Genomic DNA, 24,134 nt, shown 5'->3' with positions numbered 1-24,134 from the left:
GGGCGCGGGCAACCCCCGCCCACCCGCACCCGCCGACGAAACCGCACCCCCTCCCCGAAAGGCGCACATGCACACCGCCCAGTTCACCCTCGACCCCGCTTTCAAGGTCGGCGAAGTAAACCCCCGGCTCTTCGGCAGCTTCGTGGAACACCTCGGCCGCTGTGTGTACACGGGCCTCTTCGAACCCGACCACCCCACCGCCGACGAGGCGGGCCTGCGCCAGGACGTCCTGGAGCTCGTCCGCGAACTCGGCGTCACGGCCATCCGCTACCCCGGCGGCAACTTCGTCTCGGGCTACAAGTGGGAGGACTCGGTGGGCCCGGTGGCGGACCGCCCCCGCCGCCTGGACCTCGCCTGGCGCTCGACGGAGACGAACCGCTTCGGGCTCTCCGAGTACATCGCCTTCCTGAAGAAGGTCGGCCCGCAGGCCGAGCCCATGATGGCGATCAACCTCGGCACGCGGGGCGTGGCGGAGGCCCTGGAACTCCAGGAGTACGCCAACCACCCGGCCGGCACGGCGCTCTCGGACCTCCGCGCCGACCACGGCGACAAGGACCCGTTCGGCATCAGGCTCTGGTGTCTGGGCAACGAGATGGACGGCCCCTGGCAGACCGGCCACAAGACCGCCGGGGAGTACGGCCGCATCGCCGCCGAGACCGCTCGCGCCATGCGCCAGCTGGACCCGTCCGTGGAACTGGTCGCCTGCGGCTCCTCCAGCCAGTCCATGCCGACCTTCGCCGAGTGGGAGGCGACGGTCCTCGCGGAGACGTACGACCTGGTCGACTACATCTCTCTGCACGCCTACTACGAGCCCCAGGACGGCGACGTCGACTCCTTCCTGGCCTCCGCCGTGGACATGGAGTCGTTCATCGAGAACGTCGTCGCCACCTGCGACCACATCGGCGCGAAGCTCAAGTCGAAGAAGAAGATCAACCTCTCCTTCGACGAGTGGAACGTCTGGTACATCTCGGGGTGGCACGCGATCGAGAACTCCGGCGCGCGGGACTGGGCGGAGGCCCCCCGTCTGCTGGAGGACAACTACAGCGTCATGGACGCCGTCGTCTTCGGCTCCCTCCTCATCGCGCTGCTCCGGCACGCCGACCGGGTGACGGTCGCCTGTCTCGCCCAGCTCGTCAACGTCATCGCGCCGATCCTCACCGAGCCGGGCGGCCCGGCCTGGCGGCAGACGACGTTCTTCCCGTTCGCGCAGGCCTCGAAGCACGGCCGCGGCACGGTCCTCGACGTTCGGGTGGACTCGCCGACGTACGAGACGGCGAAGTACGGCGAGGCGGACCTGCTGCACGCGACCGCCGTCCGCGCCGAGGACGGCACGGTCACCGTCTTCGCCGTCAACCGCAGCCGCACCGAGCCGCTGCCCCTCCAAGTCGGGCTGAACGGGCTGGACCTGACGTCGGTCGTCGAGCACAGCGTGCTCGCGGACGCCGACCCGGACGCGCGCAACACGCTCGCCGACCCCGAGCGGGTCGCCCCGCACGCGGCGGAGGGGACCGCGCTGACGGACGGCCGGCTGACGGCGACGCTGGAGCCGCTGTCCTGGAACGTGATCAGGCTGGCGTGACGGGCTCCGGTGCGGGGATGACCTCACAATGGGGTCATGAGGATCTCGGCAAGGGCGGACTACGCGGTACGGGCGGTGCTGGAGCTCGCCGTGCGGCAGGGCGGCGGCGACCCGGTGAAGGCGGAGTCGATCTCCGCCGAGCAGGACATCCCGCACAAGTTCCTGGAGGGGATCCTCGGCGATCTGCGGCGCGGCGGGATCGTCGACAGCCGGCGCGGCGGCGGAGGCGGCTACCGGCTGGCCCGTGATCCGGCGGCGATCACGGTCGCGGACGTGATCAGGGCGGTGGACGGCCCGATCGTGTCCGTACGCGGCGAACGTCCGACGGGCCTGACGTACACGGGCTCCGCGCAGCCCCTGCTGCCGCTGTGGATCGCGTTGCGGGCGAACGTGCGCCGGGTCCTGGAGGGCGTCACGATCGCCGACATCGCGGCGGACGCGCTGCCGGCCCCGGTGAAGGAGCTGGCGGCGGAACCCGCGGCCTGGGAGAACCCCTGACGGCTGTGCGGGCCGCCGCTCTCGTGAAGCGGCGGCCCGGCACTGCGGGGTTTACGCGTGCCTGATCAGGCGGAGTCGACGCCCACGGTCAGCGTCGCCTTGTAGCCGTCGGACACGCTGGAGCCGAGGGCGGTCAGGGTGAGCAGCCCGGAGGACGCGCCGCCGTCGTCGTAGATGCTGTCGTTGGCCAGCGTCGTCTCCTTGGTGGTGTTCGCGGAGTACGGCGAGGTGGCCTGGATCTCCTCGTTGATGTCGGCGTCGAAGAAGAGCTGACCTGTGTGGATGACGTCGCCGCCGGTGTACGAGTCGTCGGTGAGCGTCACCTCGGTGTGCACCCGCATGTGGACGTGCACGGCGCGGGAGACGTAGTGGCCGGGCCAGATCGAGGTGATGCTGCACTGGCCGTTCGCGTCGGTCATCTGACCGCCGCGCAGGAAGGTGCCGTTGTCCTCCTCGGTGTGGCCGTTGCCGCCCACGAAGCCGGAGTACTCGCCCAGCGCGTCGCAGTGCCAGATCTCGACCAGCGCGTCGGCGAGCGGCGCACAGTCGTTGGCCTGGTCGACGACGGTGAAGGTGTACTGGACCTCGAAGCCCTCCTTGTCCTCCCGGATGTCCTCGCGGACGAGGGCGCCGTCCAGGGAGTACGGGCCCTCGGTGACCTCGGCGTTGAGGGTGCAGACGCCGCTGGACGCGCTGGTCGCGGCCTCGGCCTCGGTGGCCGCGGTGGTGCTGTCGGCGGTGCTGTCGGCCGCCGAGGCGAACCCGGCGACGGCGAGGCCGCCGGCCGCGGCGACCGCGGTGCCGCCGATCAGGACGCGGCGCCGCTTCATGCTCTTGTCGAGCCGGTGCTTGCCCGGCTGGTTGTCGTTGGTGTCGATGGACTCGTCGTGGTGCTCGGTGTTTCCCGTCATGCAGAGGAAGTTAGAAGCGGACCTGAGGAAATCCTTAATGCGGGGCTGTGCAGGACCTGGGGATGCAACGGTCAACTGCCTTCCTTTCCACGTTAGTTCGGACATGGTTCGGACATGGCTCGGACATGGCGAAACACCGGACGCCGGATCCGCGATCTCTCTAGCGTTGAGCTGCGCCGCACCGATCCGAGGGAGACATATGGCAGACGACCGCGTCGAACTGGCCGACGCCGTACAGGCGGTGAGAGATGAGCTGATCACGGCCGCGAGCCGCGCGACCGGGCAGGACGTCGTCTTCGAACTGGGCGACATCGAGCTGGAGTTCACCGTCGAGATCCGCAAGGAGACCGCGGGCGGTCTCAAGGTGAAGGCATATGTCTTCGAGGCGGGAGCGGACGCCCGGGGCGGCAGCTCCAGCACCCACAAGGTCGCGGTCACCCTCAAGGCCCTGGACGCGCGTACCGGGCAGCCGTGGAAGGTGGGGAACGAGAGCAGGGGGAGCGTGGCGCGCTTCGGGCGCAGCGGTGACGGGCGGTGATCGCAGGGACGGCGCTGGGCCGGGTCGTCGCCGTGCGGGCCGACGGCCAGGGGAGCGGTGTGCTCATCGACACCCACTTCGTGCTGACGGCCCGGCACCTGGTGCAGGGGCATGACCTCATCGAGGTGATCCACCCGTCCGGCTCGGCGGTGGAGTGCACGGTCGAGTGGGCGGACGACTCCTTCGACGTCGCGCTGCTGCATGCCAGGGAGCGGGTGATCGCGCCCGAGAGCGAAGCCGCCCTGGGGGTCTTCCGCAACGGCCGGATCGACACCGGCCAGCCCGTCCCGCACTGCCAGATCGTCGGCTTCCCGGGGGTCCAGCGCTACGGGGAGCGCGGTGAGGAGCTGGAGTTCGACCAGTACCGTGCGACCGTGCTGCCGATGGCCGGACGGATGCGCGACCTTCTCGTCTGCGAGCTCGACCGGCCGGCCGCGGCGGAGCGGGGCCGCGAGGCCTCGCCGTTGCAGGGACTGTCGGGCGCGCCCGTCTTCGCCGGGGAGGTGCTGCTCGGCGTCGTGACCCAGATACCGCGCGGCCGGCATCACCTGCGGATCGAAGCCGCCCCGATCGAGGCGGCGTTGAGCGTGTCGCGCAGTTCGGGATTCGCGATCCCCTGGTTCGAGGCGGTGACCGAGGTCCATCCCCAGGACCAGCTGTTCGAGAACCGCTATGCGGCCGACCTGAGTTCGCAGTACCGCAAGACGGAGATCTTCGGGATCGACGACCTCGGCAGAAGCGAATCGCGCTGGGATCTCGACACCGCCTATCTGAGCCTGCAGGCCGACGAGCCCCGGATCCTCGCGGACAGCGGTTCCAGGACGTCCGACACCTCGCCGCAGCGCATCGACAGTCTGCTGACCGCTCGTCCCCGCGTTCTGCTGCGGGGCGAGGCCGGGGCCGGCAAGACCACCCTCGTCTGGTGGCTCGCGGCGCACGCGGCGAACGGCACCCTCGGGCCGGAACTCGCCGAACTGAACGGCCTCGTCCCCTTCGTCATCCCGCTGCGGGAGATGTACGCCCGCGGCGGACGATTCCCCACGGTCTCGGAGCTGCCGTCCGTCGGCCGGGGCATCACGGACGGCGCACCCCACGGCTGGACCCGCCGGGTTCTGGAAGCCCGCCGGGCACTGCTCCTGGTGGACGGGCTGGACGAGGTCCCGGGCCGACAGCGGGAGGAGGCCCGCCGCTGGCTCTCCGCCCTCCTCGACCGCTACCAGTTCACCCGCTGCCTGGCGACCGTCCGCCCCAACGCCGTCGAGAAGGACTGGCTGGCGCAGGACGGCTTCGCGGAGCTGACGCTGCTCCCCATGAGCGACGAGGACATCACCACCTTCGTCGGTGCCTGGCACGACGCGGCCCGGCTGGAATGCGATCACCTCTTCGACACCCGGCGCGGCGTCGACGAGCGGAAGCTGCTGACCACCCTGGAGCAGGACCTGATCCACCAGCTGGGCCGGAACGCCGCGCTGCGCGACATGGCCCGCACGCCCCTGCTCTGCGCCGTGATCTGTGCGCTGCACCGCCGTCGGCGGGGCCTGCTGCCCACCACCCGCTGGTCGCTCTACCGGGCCGCCCTCGCGATGCTCCTCGGCGGCCGGGACGCCGGCCGGGGCGTCCTGCACACCGACCACGTCACCCTCGACTCCGACCTGCAGCACGAGTTGCTCCAGCGGCTCGCCGTCTGGCTGGTGCGTACCGGACAGCAGCAGCTGACCCGCGCCCAGGCCATCCGGCAACTCGAACCGGCGATACGGGACGTGGACCAGCTCCGCGACGAGGAGACGCCCGAGCGGGTGCTGCTCTTCCTGCTGCACCGGAGCGGGCTGCTCAGGGAGCGCACGAACGACACCATCGAGTTCATCCACCGCACGTTCCAGGACTACCTCGCCGCGAAGGAGCTCCACGAGAGCGGATACGTCCTGGAGCTCCTGAAGCACGCGGAGGACGAGACGTGGAGCGACGTGATCGTCCTGGCCGTCGGCCATGCCACGCGCAAGGACGCCCATCACCTCGTCGAGGAACTGGTCCGGCGCGGGGACGCCGTCGCGAAGAGGGTGCAACGGTGGCACTTCCATCTGCTGGCGGCGCGGTGCGCGACGAGCCTCCTGTCGCTGGACGAGCGGCTGATGGGCGGGGTGCGGGACCGGGTCCGCAGCCTGATGCCGCCGCAGGGCGGCACGGAGGTCAGCGAGGTCACGGAGCTGGGCGACTGGGGCGTGGAGACGCTGCCCGGCCCGGACGGCCTGAGCGAGGAGACCGCCAGGAAGATCGTCGCGGTGCTCGTGCGGATCCGCACCGCACGAGCCCGGCAGGCGCTCAGACGATTCGCACCGCACCCGGCCGAGGACGTCCGACGGGACGTCGTGACGGGCTGGGCCCTGCAGCCCACCGAGGAATACGCCCGTGACGTGCTGGCCGGGATGCACTGTCCGCTGCTCCGGGTCCGGCTGCCCTCGGAGCTGGCCTGTCTCACCCGGTTCGGCTCCATCCGGCGGCTGGTCGTCAGCGGCCCCCACTCGGCGGAGGAACTCGAGGCCACGCTTCCGGTGGACGGGATCGAAGAGATCGAGATTCGGGCCAACGCGGCGGTGGAGCATCTGGAATTCCTGCGCAGGCGCGGCGATCTGCGGAATCTCGTGCTGTCCGGCTGTACCTCCCTGCGGGATCTCCGGGTGCTGCCCGACCTGAATCTGACCTCTCTCTCCCTACGGGTCCAGGGCTTCTCCCGGGAGCAGCTCGGGCTGCTGGCCGGGATGCGCGAACTGCGCGGACTCGCCCTTTCCGGAGTGCCCAGGCAAGGCTGGGCGGCCCTGCGGCCGCACAGCGGGGTGCGCGAGTTGAGCGTGACCTCGGAACACGACGAGTGGCTCGCGGATCTCGACGGCTGGGCGAGCCTTCGCCGTCTGCACGCGGACATCGCGGGCCGGGACGTTCCGGAGATCGTGCAGGCGGTGTCCCGATCCCCCCAGGTCGAGGACCTGGCGCTGGCCATCCGCTCGCTGCAGGAACTGCTGCCGGCCGCCCCACTGCCGCAGATCCGGAATCTGGAGCTGTCCGGCCTCATCGAATACGGCCATCTGTCCCAGCTGCGCCGGGTGTTCCCCGGGATGAGAAGGCTGCATCTGTCGTTCGACCCCTATTCGCGGGCCCCGCAGTCATTGGACCTGACGCCGTTGCTGGACATCCCCGACCTCGTCGTCCATCTCGTCGGTATCAGCCGCGAGGGGGCCGGCATCGCCGGAGCCAAGGAATTCGGTCCCCGGCTCGCGATCTCCGCGATCTCCGCCGTACGCCTGGCGGAGGTGTGAACGGGCCCGGGTGAATGGCCGGAGTTCGACCTGACTGTGGTTCAGGGGGCTCCCTACGATGCGATCGCCCCGGTTCTTCACAGCAGCTTCACAGTTTTTCCGTGGAGCCGACGCTGCGTGCAGCCGGGCGCTGCCACCCCCCACCCTTCGATCGAAGGAGAGATCATGGCAAGTGGGCTGCTCCTGGGCGGCGCGGTCGCCGCTCTCATCACAGCGGCGATACCCGCGCACAACTCGTCCCCCGTTTTCGACAACCCGCCGCCGGACAGGATCGTCATCGACGTCGCGACCGTGAACGGCTCGGGCTGTCCGGCCGGTACGGCGGCGGTCGCCGTCTCCGAGGACAACACCGCGTTCACGGTGACCTACAGCGACTACCTCGCCCAGGTCGGCGGGAGCTCCAACCCCACCGCCTTCCGTAAGAACTGCCAGCTCAACCTGGTCGTCCACGTGCCGTCGGGCTTCACGTACGCCATCGCCAAGGCGGACTACCGCGGCTACGCCTCGCTCCAGTCGGGCGCGAGCGCCGTCCAGCGGGCCTCGTACTACTTCCAGGGCTCGTCGCAGACGGTGTTCAAGAACCACAACTTCAGCGGCTCCCTCAACGACAACTGGCAGGCGACCGACACCACCGACTGGGCCCAACTGGTCTGGGCCCCCTGTGGAGTCCAGCGCAACTTCAACATCAACACCGAGCTCCGGGTCAACGCCGGCACCTCGACGCCGAGCAAGGTCAGCTTCATGACCATGGACTCGACCGACGGCGACCTCAGCACCGTCTACCACATGGCCTGGCAGCAGTGCCCGGCCAAGTGAGCCCGCGCTAGCGGATCGCGGTCCGCGTCGGGCACGCCGACTGGGCGTCACCAGGACTTCGGTGACGCCCAGCCGGTCATGCGGTGCTCAGCTCTCGGTGGTGCTCAGCTCTCGGCGCTCAGCTCTCCACGCCCAGTGTCAGCGTCCCCGCGTAGCCCGAGGACGTCGAGCTGCCCAGGGCCGTCAGGGTCACCAGGCCCGACGCGGCCCCTCCGTCGTCGTAGATGGAGTCCTGGGCGAGGGTGGTGCGGGTGACCGTGTTGGTCGAGTACGGGGAGACGGCCGCGACGGCGGTCGTGATCGTCTCGCTGAAGAAGAGCTGACCGGTGTGCAGTTCCTGGCCGCCGGTGAACGAGCCGTCCGAGGTCAGGGTGACGTTCGTGTGCACCTTGATGTGGATGTGGATGCAGCGGCCCCGGTACCACCCGGGGTAGATCGTGGTGAGCGATGCGACGCCGCTGGAGTTGGTCAGGACTCCGCCGCGCAGGAAGGTGCCGCTGTCCGGCTCGCTGTGGCCGTTGCTGCCGACGAAGCCGGAGTACTCGCCGAGGGCGTCGGCGTGCCAGATCTCCACGAGCGCGTTGGACAGGGGCACGCAGGTGTCGTCGTCGACGACCGTGAGGGTCAGCTTCAGCGGGATGCCCGCCTTGCCCTCGGTGATGTCGGCGCGGACGTACTGTCCGTCGAGGTAGTAGGGGCCTTCGGTCATCTCCTTCGTGAGGGTGCAGACGGCCGCGGCGGCGACGGGGGCGGTGTCCGGCTGCTGCTCGGCGGTCGGGGCGGTGACGGCGGCGGTGGCGCCGACGGCCAGCGTCGCGGCGGTGGCGCCCGAGGCGATCAGCACGGTGCGCCGGCCGATGGGGTGGTCGGATTCGTGGGGGGTTCCGTTGGGGTTTCCCGTCATGTCTGTCATGAACACGGCACCGTAGGAAGGGTTCCTGTTGAGAGGCTGTCAGTTAGGCAAAGTGAGTGCTCGTCAAGTTACTTGCCGGGCAAGTGTCGACACAAGACTGCCGCCCTCCGGTTGGCCCGGAGGGCGGCAGCGCACGTCCCGCCCCTCTCGGCTCAGGACAGCAGCTTGATCGCCTGCCAGCCGCCGGTGCCCACGGCCACCGGCGGGCCCACCGGCCCGGTCCTGCGGCCCGGCAGGAACTCCAGGCCCGCCGCGGTGTTCGCCGTCGTCGTCCACAGGTCGGAGACGCCGTCGCCGTCGGAGTCGCCGTAGGCGGTGATCAGCGGCCGGGCCGCCGTCGTCCAACCGGTCGCGTACGCGGTGCGGTTGGCGATCGCGCCCAACGACGCCGGGTCGGTGCCGCCGTCGGTGACCCCGTCGCCGTCCGCGTCGCCCGGGCTGCGCCCGTGGTAGACCCACAGCTCGCCGCCCGCCGTGTTGCGGGCGATCAGGTCGGTGAAGCCGTCGCCGTCCACATCGCCGGGGGAGGCGAGCTGCATCCCGCTCCAGCCCGCGGTCCCGATGAGGTAGCCGGAGTCGAGCGTGCCGCTGAAGCTGCCCGGCATGAACCAGAGCTGGTCGCCGATGACCGCCACGAAGTCCGGGTAGCTCGCCTCGGCGTCCGCCGTGACGTCGCCGACCGAGACGATCTGCTTGATGGTCGCCGGGTCGGTCGCCACGTCTGTCTCCGGGTCCGGGAAGACGTACACCTCCTGCTTGGTGTCCTCGGTGAACTCGCCCTGTCCGCTGTTCGGGTAGAGCCACAGCTTGCCGTCGGAGCGGCGGGCCACCAGGTCCTCGTAGAAGTCCTCGGTCCAGTCGCCGCGGTGGGTCAGCAGCGCGCCGTTCCAGCTGCCGTCGGAGGACAGCGGGACCATCGTCGCCAGCCTTCCGGCACCCGTCCCGCCGTACAGCCGCAGGTTGTTCGTGCCGTCGACGGCGAAGAGGTCGGGCATGCCGTCGCCGTTGACGTCACCGGGCTTGTCCGTGACGCCGGGGCTCTTCACATAGAAGCGGTACGGGTAGACCGGGCCGACGTTGCCGCCCGCGTCCTTCAGCCGTACGTACAGCGTGTGCGGTCCCGGGGTGAGCGGGGTGATCTTCGCCTGGGCCGGGCCGCCCTTGGCCGCGGGCTTCGCCGGGCTGCTCGGCGGGGTGCGGTCCAGGCCGTACAGGTACTCGGTGGTGTCCGACACGCCGTTCGCGCCGAACTCGAAGGTGCCCTCGGTGCGGGCCAGCGCGCCCTCGACCGGCTCGACGTCGGCCGTCGTCTCGGGGTAGAGGTCGTCCTTGGAGTCGACCAGCGGCATCACGGTCGGCGCGTTCGGGTCGAAGCCGAAGCGGCAGCCGGCCGCGCCCGCCGTCGGCGTCCAGTCGGAGGCGAAGCCGTCGTCCGAGACGTCCTCGGCCTGCGCCTTCCAGGAGAACTGCCCGCCGCTCGCGCCCTTGTGCTGGTTGAGCAGCGCCTTCGGCACGGTGATCCGCGCCTGCGCGCCCTTGGAGTCGGTCGACTTGACGGTGACCTTCACCCGCTTGTCGAAGAAGATCCCCGGCGAGACGGCGTGCTTGCCGGTCGCCCACAGGTGGAACTGGACGTTGACCGAACCGCCGTCCGGGTCCCACACCTGCGCGGTGAGCGTCACGTCCGTGTTGCCGACCGTCACGTACGAGGAGCCGTTGCCGCACTCGTTCGCGCCGACCTTGGTGCTGGGGATGGTGTCCAGCGCCCACGGGGCCTTCGCCCGGCGGTTGAACTCGACGATCAGCTTGGCGTCCGGCTTGAACTTCTTCCAGCTGTACTCGTCCTTGGCGTCCTCCGCGCTCTGCGGGGCGCGCAGCCCGAAGGTGATGCTCGACCACTTGCTCGCCGCCGCCTTGACGGCCGCGTCCTTGGCGTCGAAGTCGACGGCCGCGTTCGGGCAGCCGAACGTCTCGTTGCCGTGGGCGACGCTGCGGCTGTCCTGCCGCGTCGACCAGGAAGGCTGCTTGTTCCAGGTGGTCGCCGAGCTGATCGCGCCCGTCAGATACAGCTCGACCGGCTTGGGCGTGCAGGACCAGGAGTGCGTCTCGGTGATCTGGAACTGCGCGTCGATCACCTTCACGCCCGCCAGGAACTTGGAGCCCACGCGGAAGAACGAGCGGGCCGTGCCGCCCGTGGACGACTCGTAGCCGACGCGCGCCTCGCTCGTCGTGCCGCCGTCCCAGCCGGTGCCGTTCCAGTAACTGCTGGTCGGATGCGGCTTGTAGGCGATCGTCCAGGCCTCGCGGGTGCCCGTCATCCGCGGGTCGATGTAGACCGGGAACTCGGTCTCCGGAGCGTCGAGCAGCTTCTGATCGGGTGTCAGGGAGATACGGCCGTCGGCCACTTCGACGCCGACCTCACTGCTCCTGGTGCCCGGGGTGAGCGGGGACGGGTCGGAGACGGGACCCGAGGTGTCGACAGCTGCGGCCGACGCCCCCGATCTGGCCGTTTTCGAAGTCGAGGCCGTCGGTGTCGGCGGCGCCTGTTCCGTCGTCCCCGACGAGTCCCACATCCGGGCCGTGGAGGAGGCGAACACCGTCTGCCCGGCCGCGTTGACCGCGGTGAGCGTGCCTGTCTCCGCGTTCTTGCGCAGGTCGAGGCCCTCGGTGCGCAGACCGAAGTCGATCTCCTTGAGCTCCGGGCGGTCGGCCGCCTCGGGCGTCTTGACGATCAGGGCCTGGCTGAAGCCGTCCAGGCTCGCCTTCACGGCCAGGTCGACGCCCGGGAAGACCTCCCGGTAGGTCGCCGTCGCGCCGTCCAGCACCGGCTCGGGAAGGGCGGTCGGCCAGGTCAGGGCCAGTTCGCCGCCCCGGTCGGAGAGCGTCACCAGAGCGTTGTCGCCGCCGGCCGAGAAGGTGACCCGGCCGGGCGCCGCCTTTGGCTGGATCCGGCCGGACGCCTCGGCGAGGGTGGTGTCCACCGGCGTCCAGACGCCCTCGCGCTTCACCCGCACGGGCAGGGTGTGCTGGGTGTGGCGGAGGTTGCCGTTGGGTAGTGCATGGGTCTCGCTGGTCTCGGTGCGCTCGGACACCAGCTCCACGGGCTCGCCGGTCTCGGCGGCCTGCTGGAGAGCGTGCTGCTCGGGGTCGGCGGCGGCGGTCGCGGCCGACACCGGTGAGGTCGGCGGTGTCAGGCCGAGCGTCCCGCCGGCGATCGCCGCGACCAGCGCGGCGCGCGCTAACCGCCGGGTCCGGTGTGGTCTTCGGGATGGTGCAGGCATGGGCGAATCCCCCCGGAGTTCGTTGCCGTGCGTGCCCCCGACCGGGGGCCGCGACGCCGAACAGTACCCGCGGTCATAGGCATTCCTTTGCCAACTCATAGCGAAAGTGGGGATTGTCGCATTGCCTGTGTATTACTTGTGCGAGTGATCGACAGCGCTTACTGTCTGACCGTTCAACACTCGGTCACACAGAGTGAGGGGGAGGTCCTTTTGTGGACCACTTGATAAGACAACTGCGCTATTTCGGTCATTGGACCAGATCCGTCTCCCTGTTAGTGGGGCTCGTGCTGTTCGTCGGGCTGATACCCGACGACGCCAGCGCCGCCGACGGGAGCACCCGGATCTCCGACGTCAAGCGCGACCGTTCCGTACCCGGCCAGGACTTCGACAAGAAGCGGCCCGCTACGCGCGACGAGGCCACGGGCGCCTTCAAGCCCGCCGCGGGGATCGTCCCCGCCCGCACCTTCACCACCCTGGTGACGGACCGCAGCGACAAGCTCCCGAAGAAGGCGCCGCTGACCACCGGCGCCGACCAGGGGGCGACTGCCGTACAGAGCGGCCCGGTGAAGGTCCGTCAGGCAGCCCGCGGCAAGTCCGCCCGCGCCGCCGCCGCACCCGGCGGCGCCGTCCAGGTCCAGGTCAGGGACGCGGCCGCCGCCCGCAAGGCCGGTGTGCAGGGCCTGCTGTTCACGGCGGCCCCCGAGCAGAACGGCCTGGGACCCGCCGCCTCCGGCGCGGTCGAACTGGAGCTGGACTACGCGTCGTTCAAGGACACCTTCGGCGGAGACTGGGGTTCCCGGCTCCGCCTCTACCGGCTTCCGGCCTGTGCGCTGACCACGCCCGAACTGGAACGCTGCCGTACCCGCACCCCGCTGCCGGGCGCCAACGACGCGTCCGCGCACACCGTTTCGGGCGCCACCGACCTGACGGCGGCGTCCACCGCGGCCGCCAGGTCCACCGCCGCCGCCGCGCCCGCCGTGTTCGCGGCCGCCGCCGAGGCCGCAGGGCCGGGCGGCAACCACGGCGCCACCTCGCTGTCGCCGTCCGGCTCCTGGATGGCGGGCTCCTCGTCCGGCGGCTTCTCCTGGAGCTACCCGATCGAGGCGCCCGAGGTCCCCGGCGGCCCGCAGCCCGAGGTCGAACTCTCCTACAGCTCCCAGGCGGTGGACGGCCGCACCGCCTCCACCAACGGACAGTCCTCCTGGCTCGCCGAGGGCTGGGACTACGAGCCGGGCTTCATCGAGCGCCGCTTCCGCTCCTGCTCGGACGACAAGGACCCGATCAAGGACGGCAACGGGGCCGAGCAGAAGCCCAACAACACCGGTGACAGCGGCGACCTGTGCTGGGGCTCCGACCACGTCGTGATGTCCCTGGGCGGCAACACCGCCGAACTCGTCAAGAAGGACGGCACCGACGAGTGGCGTCCGGCCGACGACGACGGCACCCGTCTGCAGCACAAGTCCGGTGCCGCCAACGGCGCGAACGGCGGCGAGTACTGGGTCCTGACCACCACCGACGGCACCCAGTACCACTTCGGCCTGAACAAGCTGCCCGGCGCGCCCGACGGCACGGTCACCAACTCGGCCCTCACGGTGCCGGTGTTCGGCAACCACCCGGGCGAGCCCTGCCACGCCACGGCGTTCATGGACTCCGACTGCTACCAGGCCTACCGCTGGAACCTGGACTACGTGGTCGACCCGCTCGGCGACGCCATGACCCTGTGGTGGAACAAGCGGACCAACTACTACGGCCAGAACATGAAGGCCGACCAGCAGATCCCCTATACCCGGTTCGCGGAGCTCGACCGTATCGACTACGGCCTGCGCTCCGACAAGCTGTTCGGCGTCCAGCCGGCCGGCCGGGTCGCCTTCACCGCCACCGAACGCTGCATCCCCACCGCCGCGTTCGACTGCACCGAGCCCAAGCGGACCGCGGCCAACGCCAAGCACTGGCCGGACGTGCCGCTGGACCAGGAGTGCCTGTCGGGCGCCAAGTGCACCGACAAGTACTCCCCGACCTTCTGGACGACCAAGCGCCTGACGAAGATCACCGCCAGCGTGCTCTCCGGCAGCGCCCTCAAGCCCGTCGACTCCTGGACGCTGGAGCAGTCCTACCCGGCCACCGGCGACGGCACCTCCCCGGCCCTGTGGCTGGACGCCATCGCCCGCACCGGACACGGCGCCGGCGGCAGCGCCGCCATGCCGAAGGTCACCTTCGCCGGCATCCAGCTGGACAACCGCGTCGACAAGGTGGAGGGCCTGCCGCCCTTCTCCCGCTACCGGGTGCACGCGATCGACACCGAGACCGGCGGCCGGATCGGCGTCACCTACTCGGCGCGCGACTGCCAGGCCCTGGAGCCGAAGCGGATGCCGGCCTCGCCCGAGTCCAACACCATGCGCTGCTTCCCGCAGTACTGGACGCCCAAGGGCGCCCTCAACCCGGTGAAGGACTGGTTCCACAAGTACGTCGTCACCGAGGTCCGCGAAGAGGACCTGGTCACCGACAGCCCCGCCAAGGTCACCTCGTACGAGTTCCTCGGCGGCGCCGGATGGGCCTACGACGACAGCGAGTTCACCGAGAACAAGCACCGCACCTGGTCGCAGTACCGCGGCTATGAACGCGTCCGCACCCGCCAGGGCACGGGCGACGACGTCAAGCAGCTCACCGAGCACCGCTACTACCGCGGCCTGCACGGCGACAAGCTGCCCTCCGGCACCCGCAACTCGTCGGTGACCGACAGCGAGGGCAAGACGTACAGCGATCTCCCGCAGTACCAGGGCCAGTTGCTGGAGCAGATCGGCTACGAGTCCGACGGCGGCCCCGTCGACTCGGCCACCGTCACCACCCCCTGGGCCGTGAAGACCGCGACCCGGACCCGCGCCGGAACCACGCCTCTCGAGGCCTGGATGACCCGCCCGGAGAGCGTCCGCACCCGCGAGCGCGTCAAGGGCGACACCTGGCGCACCACCACCGAGACCACCAAGTACGACAGCTACGGCCTGCCGTACGAGGTCGAGGAGAAGTCCCCCGGCGGCAAGCTCCGCTGCTCCACGGTCGCCTACGCCCGCAACACCACGGCGTATCTGATCGAGCCCGAGTCGCGGGAGCGGACCACGCTGGGCGCCTGCGGCGCCGCGAACGCCGAGGTCGTCGAGGACACCCGGACGTTCTACGACAACCTGGCCTTCGGCGCGGCCCCCACCAAGGGCCTGCCCACCGAGGTCCAGGAGCTCAACGGCACGGGCGACGGCTTCATCACCATCGACCGCACCGAGTACGACATCCACGGCCGCGAGACGGCGACGTACGACGCGGACAACCGCAAGACGTGGATGGAGTACACGCCGACCACGGTGACCCGGCCGACCAAGCAGGTCTCGCACGACCCGCTCGGGTTCACCGAGACCACGGTCTTCGACGACGTCCGCGGCCTGCCGCTGACCGAGACGGACGCCAACGGCAGGACGGCCACCATGGAGTACGACCCGCTGGGCCGGCTCCTCAAGGTCTGGGAGATCGACCGCGACCCGGCGACCCAGACCCCGACGGCCACGTACGACTACACCGTGCGCCGCGACGGTCCGACGATCGTCACCTCGCGCACGCTGAAGGACAACGGCCAGTACGCGGTCTCGTACGAGATCCTCGACGGCCTGCTGCGCGAGCGGCAGACGCAGGACGAGGCGGTCGGCGCGGGCCGGATCGTGAACGACGTCTTCTACGACAGCGTGGGCCGTCCGTGGAAGCAGAACGAGGGGTACTACAACTCGGCCGAGCCCGAGGCGAAGCTCCTCCAGGTCGGCGACAACGAGGTGCCGTCCCAGAGCCGCACGACCTTCGACGGACTGGGCCAGCCCACCGCCGAGGTCACCTACTACCGCGGCACGGAGAAGCTCCGCACGACGACCGAACGCGACGGCGACGTCTCCACGACGATCCCGCCGGCGGGCGACACCGTCACGGCCGTCTTCGAGGACGCCGAGGGCCGCACCGAGCGGCTGCGCGAGTACACCGACAAGGCCCGCACCAAGTGGCGGGACACGCTGTACGAGTACGACGACCTCGACAACCTGAAGAAGGTGACCGCGCCCGGCGGCGCCGCCACCAGCTTCGAGTACGACAAGCGGGGCCGTCAGACCGCGATCGTCGAACCCGACGGCGGACGCACCGAGATGCGGTACGACAACGCGGACAACGTGATCGAGACCGTCGACCCGCTCAAGCGGACCCTGGTCACCACGTACGACCAGGGCGGCCGTCCGACCACTCTGCGCGAGGGCAGCGATACCGGACCCAAGCGTCTGGAGTGGACGTACGACAGCCTCCGAAAGGGGCTGCCCACGGCGCAGATCCGCTACGACAGCGGCCGTGAGTACCGCGAGGAGATCACCGCGTACGACGACGCCTACCGGGTGAAGTCGACGAAGACGGTGATCCCCGTCGAGGAGACGGGCCTGGCCGGCGCCTACGAGTACGAGTACTCGTACACCCCGACCGGCAACCTCGCCTGGGTCGAGGTCCCCGGCCTCGGCGGTCTGGTGACCGAGCGGGTCGTCTTCCGCTACAACTCCGACGACCTGCCGATCGCCATCGGCGGCGCGTCCGCGTACCTCGCGGACGTCGAGTACTCGGCGTTCGGCGAGATCCTGCGCACGGACGCCGGACCGGCCGGCAAGAAGGTCTACGGCTCCTACGTCTACGACGAGTTCACGCGTCGGCTCCAGACGGCGACCTTCGACCGTTCGATCAGCCCGGTCCGGATCAACGAGACCCGGTTCGGCTACGACGAGGCCGGCAACGTCACCAAGATCACCGACGTGCCCGGCAGCGCGGCGCCCGACGCGGGCAAGACGGACACCCAGTGCTTCGTCTACGACCAGCTCCGTCAGATGACCTCGGCCTGGACGGCGAAGACCGAGGACTGCTCGGCCGCCCCGTCCAAGGACACGGTCGGCGGCCCGGACGCCTACTGGCAGTCGTACGAGTACGACACCGCGGGCAACCGCAAGACCCTCGTCGATCACGACCCGACGGGCGACGCGGCGCAGAACGTCACCCGCACGTACACGTACGGCAAGGCGGGCGTGGGCGGTCCGAACGCGCTGGCCGAGATCAAGTCGGTCGGCCCGCAGGGCGAACGCCTCAACACGTTCGCGTACGACAAGGCCGGCAACACCACCGGACGCCAGAACGGCGGCACGCAGCAGACGCTCGAGTACGACATCGAGGGCCAGCTGCGCAAGGTGACCGAGCCGGTCGAGGGCGGCGGCGCCAAGGCCACGTCGTACCTGTACGGCGCGGACGGCAACCGTCTGATCCGCACCGGCGCGGACGGCAGCCGCACGCTGTACCTGGCGGATGCGGAGTTGACGGTCGACGCGGCCAACACGAGCGCGAAGGCCGAGCGTTTCTACGGGCATCCGGACGGCTCGGTGACGGTCCGGGCGACCGGCGGCGTCCGTCAGCTGATGCTGGCCGACCACCACGGCACGTCCCACACGGTCGTGGACCTGGTCGACCCGGCCATGGCGGTCACCCGCCGCAAGTCGATGCCGTTCGGCGAGGCACGGGGGTCGCAGCCCACGGCCTGGCCCGGGCAGCGCGGCTTCGTCGGCGGCACGGTGGACAAGGACACCGGCCTGACCCGGCTGGGCGCCCGTGACTACGACCCGGTGACGGGCCGGTTCCTCACGGTCGACCCGATGGTCGACTACACCCAGCCGGCGACGATGAACCCGTACGGCTACAGCAACAACGCCCCGGCCACGTTCTCCGACCCGTCGGGGGAGTTCTTTCCGATCCTGATCGGCCTCGCGGCCCGGATCGCCATCCAGGCGGCGATCCGTGCGGCGGCCCGTCGTGCGGCGATCATCGCGGCGCGTAAGGCGGCCCAGGCGGCGGCCCGACGGGCGGCGGCGCTGGCCCGCAAGCGGGCGATCGAGGCCGCGAAGCGCGCGGCGGCGAAGGCCCGCCGGGAGGCGGCCCGAAAGGCGGCCGCGGCGAAGCGCGCGGCGGCGAAGAAGGCGGCGGCCCGTGCGGCGGCCAAGCGGGCGGCGGCCAAGCGGGCGGCAGCCCAGGCCCGCGCCCGCGCGGCTCGCGCGGCGGCGAAGAAGGCGGCAGCCCGCCGGGCCGCGGCCCGCAAGGCGGCGGCCCGCCCGAAGCCGCGAGCCAAGCCCCGCTCCCAGCCGAAGGCGCGTCCGAAGCCGTCGCAGGTGAAGCGAGCGGTGAAGAAGGTCGCGAAGGAGGTACGGGAAGAGGCCAAGGAGACGGTCAAGGACGAAGCCCAGAGCCAGGTCTGCGAGGCCAACAGCTTCGTGGCCGGGACCCGGGTTCTGATGGCCGACGGCTCGACCAAGCCGATCGAGAAGGTCAGGGCCGGCGACAAGGTCGTCGCGACGGACCCGAGGACGGGGAAGACCACCGTCCAGGGGGCCACGGCGACGATCATCGGCAAGGGCACCAAGAACCTGGTCCGCATCACCCTGACGGTCCACGACGGCTCGACCGCCAAGGCCACGACCACGTCGGTGACGGCGACGGCCGGCCACCCGTTCTGGGTGCCGTCCCTGCGGGAGTGGGTCGACGCCGGTGAACTGAAGCCGGGCCAGTGGCTCCAGACGTCCTCGGGCACCTGGATCCAGATCGGCGCGGTCGAGGCATGGACCGCCAAGAAGGCCACGGTCCACAACCTGACCGTCACGGACGTCCACACGTACTACGTGCTCGTGGGGGCGGCGCCGGTCCTCGCGCACAACTGCATCGATCCCCGGCCCGACTTCAACTCGGATCTCTCCGCCAACGGGCACTACGCCAAGCACGTCAAGGGCGTCGACTTCCGCATCAAGAAGGGGCGTGTGCGCGAGCCGCGTGCCTGGGAGGCGAGCATGCCCGAGTTCGACAGGCTCGGTGGCCGGAGGGCGTATCGGGAAGCGGCCAGGGACTTCATGCACGGCGACGGACCGGACGGCTCCATCACCGTGCGGACGTCCGGTGGCGCCATGCACCGGTTCGACCCCAGCACGGGCTACTACGGTTACCTCAACAACGGAGGCACGATCTCCACGTTCTTCCGTCCGGCCGATGGGTTGTCATACTTCCGGCGCTCGGCGATGAGTGCCCGTTAGGCAGGTGGCAAGCGACATGAGCAGTTCCTTCGTCGACAGGTTCGGATACCTGGCCGTGCGGGCGGGACGCCGTCAGGCGAGCACTCCCTTCCGTGCGCTGGAGATCTGGGAGTCACTCGTCGACGACGCCTGCGACGGATACGCAGGGACGCTGTTCGAATACTGGGACGAGCTCTCGGTGAGGCGGTTCCTGCAGGGAGTGCTGGACGATCCCGTCATCGGGGAGACGCCGGAGATCGCGTGGTTCGCCGCGGAAGTGGCGCGGATCGACGGGAGGTTCCGGGAGCTCCTCGACGCCGGGCACGCGGTGCCGGGCGGCGGGCCGGAGTGGTGGGCTCGCAGGATTCCTCGGGTGGCCGACGAGGAGATGGCCCAGAACGTGAAGGACCATTTCGGCATCGAGCTGGAGGTCATCTGACCCGGATGCGGCACGGGACGGCTCCCCCGGAGACTCATCCGGGGGAGCCGTCCGCAAGCGTGCGGCGGCCGCCGTTCGTCCACGGGTTGAGGACTCCGGAAGGGGAGGCGATGGGACGCATGCTCAAGCGGGTTCCCCAGGTCCCCTGGGGGAGTCTCAGGGACTCGACGGGATCGGCTCGCGACATCCCGCCACTCCTTTCCAGAGTGGCCTGGGGTGACGAGGAGACCGTGAGTGAGGCCGTCGACGAACTCGGCGACCGGGTGTGCGCCCTCGGCTTCGTCGTGTCGGAGGCCACGCCCCATGTGGTGCCGTTCCTGGTGGAGTTGGCCGGAGCGGACACCGTCCGCGGCCGTGCGCAGATCCTGGAACTCATCGCCAGGATCTACGCGGCCAGGGAGCGGGAGTCCACCGCCCGTCTGGCGCCGGGCAAGGACGCGCAGGGGTACCAGGAGAAGATCGCCTGGGAGGCCGCGAGCCAGAGCGCCGTTCTGGCGGGCGCCGGGGTGTTCCGGGGCTTGCTGGACGATCCGGACCCCGAAGTCTCCAGGGTCGCGCGAGAACTGATCGCGGCCCTCACGTAGGCGAAGGCGGCATCGGCGGCTCCCCTCTGGGTTCCAGGGGGGAGCCGTCCGTTTCTCGAAGACTTTCGAGTGTCCGCGCGGGCCGTTGACGCGCAAGGGGTTCGAATCTACGGTCCCGCCCGACGACGCGACCGCTGTTCGACATCGCGAACAGCGGGCCCCCACCGAAGGAGCGTCCGTATGAGCCGCACCTCACGCAGAGCCGCCCTGTTCGCACTCCCCGCCGCGATCCTGCTCGCCCTGACCCCCTCCACCGCCTCCGCGTACCCCAACCCCGGCACGGTCACCGGATCGACGGTCGTGCACGATCCGTCGATGATCCGCACCTCCGCCGGCCGCTACCTCCTCTACGCCACCGGCGGCGGTCTCGCCCACCGCACCTCCACCGACCGCATCGCGTTCAGCGCGGGCGGCGACGCGTTCTCGACGAAGCCGGGCTGGTGGTCGTCGTACGGCGCCACGGAGGCCTGGGCGCCCGACCTCTCGTACCAGGGCGGCAAGTACCTGATGTACTACGCCGTCTCGACGTTCGGCTCCAACAGGTCGGCCATAGGACTGGCCGGTTCGACGACCGGACTGCCCGGCTCCTGGACCGACTACGGCACCGTCTACACCTCCACCACCGCCAGCGACTACAACGCCATCGACCCGAACCTCTTCGTCGACGACGACGGCAAGTGGTGGCTGTCCTTCGGGAGTTGGTGGACGGGGCTGAAAATGATCCGGATCGACCCCGCCACCGGGAAGCAGCTCTCCTCCGACACCGCGCGCCGCTCGATCGCCTCCCGCCCCACCGGGACCAAGGCCGTCGAGGCGCCGTACATCGTCAAGCGGGGCGGCTACTACTACCTCTTCGCCTCGTACGACACCTGCTGCGCCGGCGTCAGCTCCACGTACAAGGTCAAGGTCGGCCGCGCCACCGGCGTGACGGGGCCGTACTACGACAAGAGCGGCGTCGCGATGACGAACAACGGCGGGACTCCCGTACTGGAGTCGCACGGCCGGTACATCGGCCCCGGCGGCCAGTCGATCATGAAGGACTCCGACGGGGACCTGATCGTCTACCACTACTACGACGGCAACGACAACGGCACGCCCAAGCTGGGCGTCAACCTCCTCGACTGGAGCAGCGGTTGGCCCGTCGCCTACTGAGGCCGCCTGCACGGCAGGGATGGGCGCGGGCGCGCTGCCGGCCGAAGGCCGCGCAGCACGCCCGCGCCCACGAAGCGGTGGCTAGCTGACCTGGCCCATACCCGCCGCGTTCGGCCAGCTCTGGGCGTTGGGCCAGCCGGTGGCAGCCGCGGGGGAGAGGCCGTTGGTGCCCCTGACCTGGGCCGCGGTGAGGCCGCCGCGGGCCGGGACGCCGGTCGGGGTCGGGCCCATCGGCGGGGCCTGGGCGGCCGGGGCCATGGCGGGCGCCATCGCCGCGGGGGCCATCGCCGCCGGGGCCATGGGCTGCGGGGCGGGCACCGGTGCCGGCATCTGCACGGGCTGGGGGAAGACCTGTGCTGCGGCCGGCATCGGCATCCCGACGCCGTCGGACGGTGCGGACTGCGCCATCGCCGGGGCCATCGCCGGGGCCATCGCGGGGGCGGCCATCGCCGGGGCGGCCGCGACCAGCCCCGGCATCTGGGCGCTCATGCCCATGGCCTGAGCGGCAAGGCCGGGCATGCCGGCCCCGTTGGTGACCAGCCGGTCCACCGCCGCCGTACCCGAGCTGTAGCTGATCCCGGTGCTCAGCTCGGGCACGGCAGCTCCCCTCCTGGTCCCGTAGAGCACCTGTTCCAGGCCGGACACCAGGCGACGCACGTCCACCTGGGGGCGCACCACGAGCCTCAGGAAGCGGCTCGACGAGCCGATCTTGTTGCCGCACTCGCGGACCAGGATGCGGTGCTCGGCGAGCAGCCGGTCGCGGACCACGGTGCCCTCGGCGCCGACGGGAAGGCGCACGAAGAGGAAGTTCCCCTGGGAGGGGTAGACGGTCAGCCCCGGCAGCGCGCTGAGCTGGCTCGCCATGTCGAGACGGTCCCGGCGCACCTGCATCAGGCTCTGCGCGTACTCGGGGCCGTGCTCCTTCAGCATGAACACCACGTACTCGGCGAAGGCGTTGAGGTTCCACTTCGGCAGCATCGAGCGGACCCGGCCGGCCAGCGACGGGTTGGCGACCATGTAGCCGAAGCGGATGCCGTGCAGACCGAAGTTCTTGCCGAGGCTGCGCAGCACGATGACGTTCGGCCGGATCATCGCCTCCTGGACGACGCTCGGTTCCTGCTCCGCGTCCGCGAACTCCAGGAACGACTCGTCGATGACGATCAGGTCCAGGTCGGCCATCGCGTCCATGAACTGCACGAGCGCGTGCTTGTGCAGGAAGCCGCCGTCGGGGTTGTTCGGGTTGCAGATCACCGCGACCTTGGTGCCGCGGGTGCGGATGAACTCGGCGTACTGCGCGAGGTCCAGGGCGAAGCCGCTGGACTCCTGGAGCGGGAACATGTCGACCCGCTTGCCGGTCTCCATCGGCTGGTCGGTCCAGCGGCCGAAGGTGGGCACGGGGACGGCCAGCGACTCCCGGACCAGCAGATGGTCGATCCAGGTGATCAGCTCGGTCGAGCCGTTGCCCATGGCGACGGCCTGCGGCGGGAGCTGGAGCAGGTTGCAGAGCTCGGCCGTGATCGTGTCGGCGCCGCTGGGGTAGTACGTGATGATGTCCCGCAGCCGCGCGGACATGGTGTCCATCATGGCCGGGGTGGGGAAGTACGGGTTGCAGGGGATGCAGAAGTCCACCGGGCCGACCCCCTCGCCGCCCTCGCGAGTCAGTGCCGCCATCGACGGACTGTGGGCCGCAGTGTTACGGAACAACGAGGAGACGTTGTCGGCCATGGAACCTCCGTATGGGGCGGGCCCGGCGGGGACGACCGGGCCCGTCGTCATTGGGTGGCCCGCGCGGGGGAGCGCGGGCCGCTCTTACATACGGAGACTGGCGGGGTGTTGTTCAACGGGTGTGAAAGCAGTGTGAGTTCTTGTTTGGGTTCCGGAACCCTGGGCACGCTCGCGCCGTCTTACCCCTACCTGCCACCGTCACCGCATCAGCAGTAATGCCGGCTACGCGTCGAACGTGTGGATCGTCGTCGTCCGGTAGGTCTGTCCGGGCCGCAGCACCGTGGAGGGGAACGCCGGCTGGTTCGGCGAGTCCGGGAAGCCCTGTGTCTCCAGGCAGAGGGCGTCGCCCTGGCGGTAGGCGCGGCCGCCGGGGCCGACGAGCGTGCCGTCCAGGAAGTTGCCGGAGTAGAACTGCAGTCCCGGCTGGTCCGTGGCGATCTTCAGGGTGCGGCCGGAGCCCGGGTCGCGCAGCGTGGCCACCTGGACCGGCTCGGCCGTGAGGCCCTTGTCGAGGACCCAGTTGTGGTCGTAGCCCTTGGCCCGCAGCTGCTGGAGGTGGCCGGCCCGGAGGTCCCGGCCGATCGTCTTGGGCTCGCGGAAGTCGAAGGGGGTGCCGGAGACGTCCGCGAGCTCGCCCGTGGGGATCAGGCCCGGGTCGGTGGGCGTGTAGCGGCCGGCGGCGATCGTGAGCTCGTGCCCCTCGATCGTGCCGCTGCTCTCCCCGGCCAGGTTCCAGTAGACGTGACTGGTGAGGTTGACGACGGTGGCCCTGCTGGTGGTGGCCTCGTAGTCGATGCGCCACTCGCCGCGCTCGGTGAGGGTGTAGGTGACCTTCACCTCGAGCGTGCCCGGGTAGCCCATCTCGCCGTCGGCGCTCGTGCGGAACAGGTGCAGGCCGACGTCGGATCCCTCGGTGAACGGCTCCACGTCCCACACCTGCTTGTCGAAGCCCGTCGCGCCGCCGTGCAGGCTGTTCGCGCCGTCGTTGACGTCGACCTGGTGGGCCGTGCCGTCGAGGGTGAAGCGGCCCTTGCCGATGCGGTTGCCGTAGCGGCCGATCAGCGCGCCGAAGTACGGGGTGCTGGCGACGTAGTCCTCGATGCCGTCGAAGCCGAGGCAGACGTTGGCGTGGCGGCCGTGCCGGTCGGGGATCTCCAGGGACTGGACGACGCCGCCCCAGGAGAGCACCTTCAGCCGGGTGCCGCCGTTCTCCAGGAACCAGCTGGAGACCTCGGTGCCGTCGGCCAGTGTGCCGAAGGGCGTCTTCAACATGTGCTGCCTTCC

General features: G+C 70.3%; 14 protein-coding genes. 9 read left to right on the top strand and 5 right to left on the bottom strand.

Going from position 1 to position 24,134, the window contains the following annotated elements:
* Positions 1-67 precede the first annotated feature (67 nt).
* Together ABZ725_RS30480 and ABZ725_RS30475 are read left to right on the top strand one after the other, a co-directional pair.
* Complete coding sequence (locus ABZ725_RS30480) at positions 68-1,579, top strand: alpha-N-arabinofuranosidase (protein WP_358805726.1); 1,512 nt, start codon at positions 68-70, stop codon at positions 1,577-1,579.
* A 36-nt stretch (positions 1,580-1,615) separates the two neighbouring features.
* Positions 1,616-2,077 (top strand): Rrf2 family transcriptional regulator, encoded by a 462-nt coding sequence (locus ABZ725_RS30475; protein WP_358805725.1) that lies wholly within the window; start codon positions 1,616-1,618, stop codon positions 2,075-2,077.
* 65 nt (positions 2,078-2,142) lie between these two features.
* Here the strand turns inward: ABZ725_RS30475 and ABZ725_RS30470 are convergent, their stop codons facing one another.
* Positions 2,143-2,988, bottom strand: a complete 846-nt coding sequence (locus tag ABZ725_RS30470) for an intradiol ring-cleavage dioxygenase (RefSeq protein ID WP_358805724.1) — start codon at positions 2,986-2,988, stop codon at positions 2,143-2,145.
* 199 nt (positions 2,989-3,187) lie between these two features.
* On the opposite strand from ABZ725_RS30470, the gene ABZ725_RS30465 reads away from it, so the two are divergent.
* From ABZ725_RS30465 to ABZ725_RS30455, 3 genes are all read left to right on the top strand, one after another.
* Entirely contained in the window at positions 3,188-3,526 is a 339-nt protein-coding gene (locus ABZ725_RS30465) for a trypco2 family protein (protein WP_358805723.1), read from the top strand.
* A complete protein-coding gene (locus ABZ725_RS30460) occupies positions 3,523-6,837 on the top strand; it encodes an NACHT domain-containing protein (RefSeq protein WP_358805722.1) in 3,315 nt (1,104 codons plus the stop codon). The genes ABZ725_RS30465 and ABZ725_RS30460 overlap by 4 nt, the downstream gene beginning before the upstream one ends.
* 165 nt (positions 6,838-7,002) lie before the next feature.
* A complete protein-coding gene (locus ABZ725_RS30455; protein WP_358805721.1) occupies positions 7,003-7,653 on the top strand; it encodes a DUF4360 domain-containing protein in 651 nt (216 codons plus the stop codon).
* Positions 7,654-7,771: 118 nt separating this feature from the next.
* Here the strand turns inward: ABZ725_RS30455 and ABZ725_RS30450 are convergent, their stop codons facing one another.
* Both ABZ725_RS30450 and ABZ725_RS30445 read right to left on the bottom strand, forming a co-directional pair.
* Positions 7,772-8,557 (bottom strand): intradiol ring-cleavage dioxygenase, encoded by a 786-nt coding sequence (locus ABZ725_RS30450; protein WP_358805905.1) that lies wholly within the window; start codon positions 8,555-8,557, stop codon positions 7,772-7,774.
* A gap of 161 nt (positions 8,558-8,718) precedes the next feature.
* Positions 8,719-11,847, bottom strand: coding sequence for a VCBS repeat-containing protein (locus ABZ725_RS30445; protein ID WP_358805720.1), 3,129 nt, complete (start codon positions 11,845-11,847; stop codon positions 8,719-8,721).
* A 212-nt stretch (positions 11,848-12,059) separates the two neighbouring features.
* On the opposite strand from ABZ725_RS30445, the gene ABZ725_RS30440 reads away from it, so the two are divergent.
* The 4 genes from ABZ725_RS30440 (at position 12,060) to ABZ725_RS30425 (ending at position 21,125) form a co-directional block, all read left to right on the top strand.
* Positions 12,060-18,971 carry a polymorphic toxin-type HINT domain-containing protein gene (locus tag ABZ725_RS30440; protein ID WP_358805719.1) on the top strand — a complete coding sequence of 2,304 codons (6,912 nt, stop codon included), beginning with the start codon at positions 12,060-12,062 and terminating at the stop codon, positions 18,969-18,971.
* A gap of 16 nt (positions 18,972-18,987) precedes the next feature.
* Positions 18,988-19,389 (top strand): hypothetical protein, encoded by a 402-nt coding sequence (locus ABZ725_RS30435; protein WP_351909037.1) that lies wholly within the window; start codon positions 18,988-18,990, stop codon positions 19,387-19,389.
* A 230-nt stretch (positions 19,390-19,619) separates the two neighbouring features.
* The gene (locus tag ABZ725_RS30430) at positions 19,620-19,973 is read left to right on the top strand and encodes a hypothetical protein (protein WP_358805718.1); all 354 of its coding nucleotides are present in this window, start codon (positions 19,620-19,622) and stop codon (positions 19,971-19,973) included.
* A 180-nt stretch (positions 19,974-20,153) separates the two neighbouring features.
* A complete protein-coding gene (locus ABZ725_RS30425) occupies positions 20,154-21,125 on the top strand; it encodes an arabinan endo-1,5-alpha-L-arabinosidase (RefSeq protein ID WP_358805717.1) in 972 nt (323 codons plus the stop codon).
* Positions 21,126-21,206: 81 nt separating this feature from the next.
* Here the strand turns inward: ABZ725_RS30425 and ABZ725_RS30420 are convergent, their stop codons facing one another.
* Positions 21,207-22,850: a histidinol-phosphate transaminase gene (locus ABZ725_RS30420; protein ID WP_358805716.1), complete on the bottom strand. Its 1,644-nt coding sequence runs from the start codon at positions 22,848-22,850 to the stop codon at positions 21,207-21,209.
* Between the two features lie 222 nt (positions 22,851-23,072).
* A complete protein-coding gene (locus tag ABZ725_RS30415; protein ID WP_358805715.1) occupies positions 23,073-24,122 on the bottom strand; it encodes an aldose epimerase family protein in 1,050 nt (349 codons plus the stop codon).
* Positions 24,123-24,134 lie beyond the last annotated feature (12 nt).

Source organism: Streptomyces sp. NPDC006872 (assembly GCF_040635845.1).
GTDB lineage: Bacteria > Actinomycetota > Actinomycetes > Streptomycetales > Streptomycetaceae > Streptomyces.
The sequence above is the reverse complement of the archived record's forward strand: the minus strand, read 5'-3'. Positions and strand labels throughout refer to the sequence as shown.